The 2,860-nt window shown below is 71.5% G+C and carries 4 protein-coding genes; all 4 read left to right on the top strand.

The window, feature by feature from the left end; translation table 11 throughout:
- Window positions 1–497: hypothetical protein (locus RIF68_RS33325; protein WP_309055195.1), on the top strand; the 497-nt coding region annotated here is incomplete at its 5' end.
- A complete protein-coding gene (locus RIF68_RS33320; protein ID WP_309055193.1) occupies window positions 494–1,561 on the top strand; it encodes a peptidoglycan-binding protein in 1,068 nt (355 codons plus the stop codon). The genes RIF68_RS33325 and RIF68_RS33320, both read left to right, overlap by 4 nt.
- Window positions 1,558–2,316 carry an ABC transporter ATP-binding protein gene (locus tag RIF68_RS33315; RefSeq protein ID WP_309055191.1) on the top strand — a complete coding sequence of 253 codons (759 nt, stop codon included), beginning with the start codon at window positions 1,558–1,560 and terminating at the stop codon, window positions 2,314–2,316. The genes RIF68_RS33320 and RIF68_RS33315 overlap by 4 nt, the downstream gene beginning before the upstream one ends.
- Window positions 2,313–2,860: ABC transporter permease (locus RIF68_RS33310; protein ID WP_375165775.1), on the top strand; the 548-nt coding region annotated here is incomplete at its 3' end. The genes RIF68_RS33315 and RIF68_RS33310, both read left to right, overlap by 4 nt.

Genomic DNA, 2,860 nt, shown 5'->3' with positions numbered 1-2,860 from the left:
GGAATCACCGTCTTGCTCTGGCGCTGGCCACGGGCCTGGCAGGTCTGACGCTGTTGACGGCCGGCTGTTCGTCCGACGGCAGCGGGGCGAAGGAGTCACCCAGCAGCTTCGGCGGCTCGGGGACGGGCACCGCGGCCATGGACAAGGCGCAGGCGCTGCGCAAGTGCCTGCGCGACCAGGGCATGGACGTGCCGGACCTGGAGGCGGGCACCAATCCGTACGCGCAGCCGCTGACCCAGCCGGGCGGAGTGTCGCCGGAGAAGTGGAACAAGGCGCTGACCGACTGCGGCTCCGGCCCGGAGGCCGGTGGCAGCGGCAGCGCGGAGCAGCGGCAGAACCTCGACCAGCAGGTGAAGATCGCCGAGTGCGTGCGGGGCAAGGGCTTCGACATGCCCGACCCCAAGCCCGGCGCGCAGGGGTCGAGCAGCGGTTTCAAGATCCCTGAGGGTGCCGACCCGGACAAGTTCCTCGCGGCGCTGAACGAGTGTGCGGCATGAGGCGGCGTACCGCCCTCGTCTGGGCCGCGGTCGCGGTGGCCGCGATCGCGGGCGGCGGCGTCGCCGTCACCGAGCGGGGCACGCCCGCGGCCGGCGGGAACACGGCCGAGAACACCGGCGTGCCCCGCGGCACCGCGACCGTCACCCGGGGTGACCTGGTCTCGGCCACCAGCGTGGACGGCACCCTCGGCTACTCCCGCGAGCGGAAACTGAACGCCGGCGCCTCCGGCACCCTGACCTGGATCGCCGACAGCGGATCCAAGGTCGCCCGGGACGGGAAGCTGTACGCCCTCGACGGCCACGAGGTGCGGTTGATGTACGGGGCGGAGCCCATGTACAGGGAACTGAAGCGCGGCGACAAGGGCACGGACGTGCGCCAGCTGAAGCGGAACCTGCGCGAGCTCGGCCACAACCCGGCGCTGGCGGACGACGAGGAGTTCACCGCGGGCACCGAGGAAGCGGTCAAGCGGTGGCAGAGGAAGCACGGGCTGAAGCAGACCGGCCGGATCGGGCCCGGGCAGATCGCGTTCGCCCCCGGCCCGGTACGTATCCAGACGGCGAACGCGGCCGTCGCGGACCGCGTCGGTCCCGGCCAGCAGGTGCTGACCACCACGAGCTCCGACCGCGTCGTGAAACTCAGGGTGAAGGTGTCCGAGGCCGCCCTGGCCGAGGAAGGCACCAAGGTGCGCATCGAGCTGCCCGACGGCACGACCGCCCCGGGCACCGTCGCCTCGGTCGGCGCCACCGCCACGACCGGTGACGACCCGGGTGACAAGACCCCCAGGGTCGCGGTGACCGTCACCTTCGACGACCCCGACAATGTCAAGGGCATCGACAAGTCCCCCGCCACGGTCAAACTGACCGGCCAGACGCGCAAGAACGTGCTGAGCGTGCCCCTCGGCGCCCTGCTCGCCCTGCCCGACGGCTCCTTCGGAGTCCAAATCGTCGAAGGGAAGCGCACCCGCGAGGTGAAGGTGACCCTCGGCATGTTCGCCCAGGGCAGGGTCGAGATCTCAGGGAAGGGCCTGACCGCCGGCATGAAGGTGGGGGTGGCCTCCACATGACCACCACCACACCCCTCCACCGCACCACCTCGGCGGCGGAGCCGGTGGTGCGGCTGTCGCAGGTGACGAAGGAGTACCCCGGAGGAGTCGCCGCTCTGCGCGGCATCGACCTGACCATCGCGCGAGGCGAACTCCTGGCCATTGTCGGGCCCTCGGGATCGGGCAAGTCCACCCTGCTCCACATCGTCGGCACCCTCGACCAGCCCACCGGCGGGACCGTCACCATCGCCGGACACGACACCGCGACCCTCACCGACCGCAAGCTGTCCGCCCTGCGCGCCCAGCACATCGGTTTCGTCTTCCAGGCCTTCCACCTCGTCACCGGGATCAGCGCCCTCGACAACGTCGCCGAGGGCCTGCTCTACACCGGCCTGCCGCGCGCCGAACGCCGACGCCGCGCCGCCACCGCACTCGAACGGGTCGGCCTGGGCGAGCGGACCCGGCACAAGCCGCACGAACTGTCCGGCGGACAGAAGCAGCGCGTCGCCATCGCCCGCGCCATCGTCGGCGAGCCCGACCTGCTGCTGGCCGACGAACCGACCGGCGCACTGGACTCCGCCTCCGGCGAAGCGGTCATGCGCCTCATCCACGACCTCAACCAGGAAGGCGCCACCATCGCCGTCATCACCCACGACATGGACATCGCCGCCCAGCTGCCCCGCCAGGTCCGCATCCGCGACGGCCTCATCGCCCACGACACCGCGCCGGGGAGCGGCCCCGCCCGAGAACTCCCCGTGGGAGGTGACCTCCGGTGAGCAAGCGCCGTCACCGCCCCGCCCTCAAACCGGCCCGTCTGACCCCTAGGGACGTCCTGCACACCGGCGCGGCCGGCATGCGCTCCCGCCCTCTGCGCATCGTTCTCTCCGCGCTCGGCATCGCCATCGGCATCGCCACCATGATCGCCGTGGTCGGCATCTCCGCCTCCAGCAAGGAAAGACTCCTCGCCGAACTCGACCGGCTCGGTACCAACATGCTCGTCGTCACCCCCGGCGAGGACCTGCTCACCGGCGAGAAGATCCCCCTCGCAAAGGACGCCACCGGCCGCATCGCCCGCATCCACGGCGTCGAGCACGTAGGAGCCACCGCCACCCTCGACCACTCCGTACGCCGCTCCGAGAGGATCGACGAATCCATCACCGGCGGGATCACCGTCCAGGCCGCCACCCAAGACTTGCTGCGCACCCTGCGCGGCAGCGTGCACAGCGGCACCTGGCTGAACGCCGCGACCGGCAAGTACCCGGCCGTCGTCCTCGGCGACGTCGCCGCCCAGCGCCTGGGCATCACCAGCCCCGGCCAGCA

It is taken from the genome of Streptomyces sp., assembly GCF_031178505.1.
Classification (GTDB): Bacteria; Actinomycetota; Actinomycetes; order Streptomycetales; family Streptomycetaceae; genus Streptomyces; species Streptomyces gulbargensis.
This window is presented reverse-complemented; position numbering and strand designations above follow the sequence as displayed.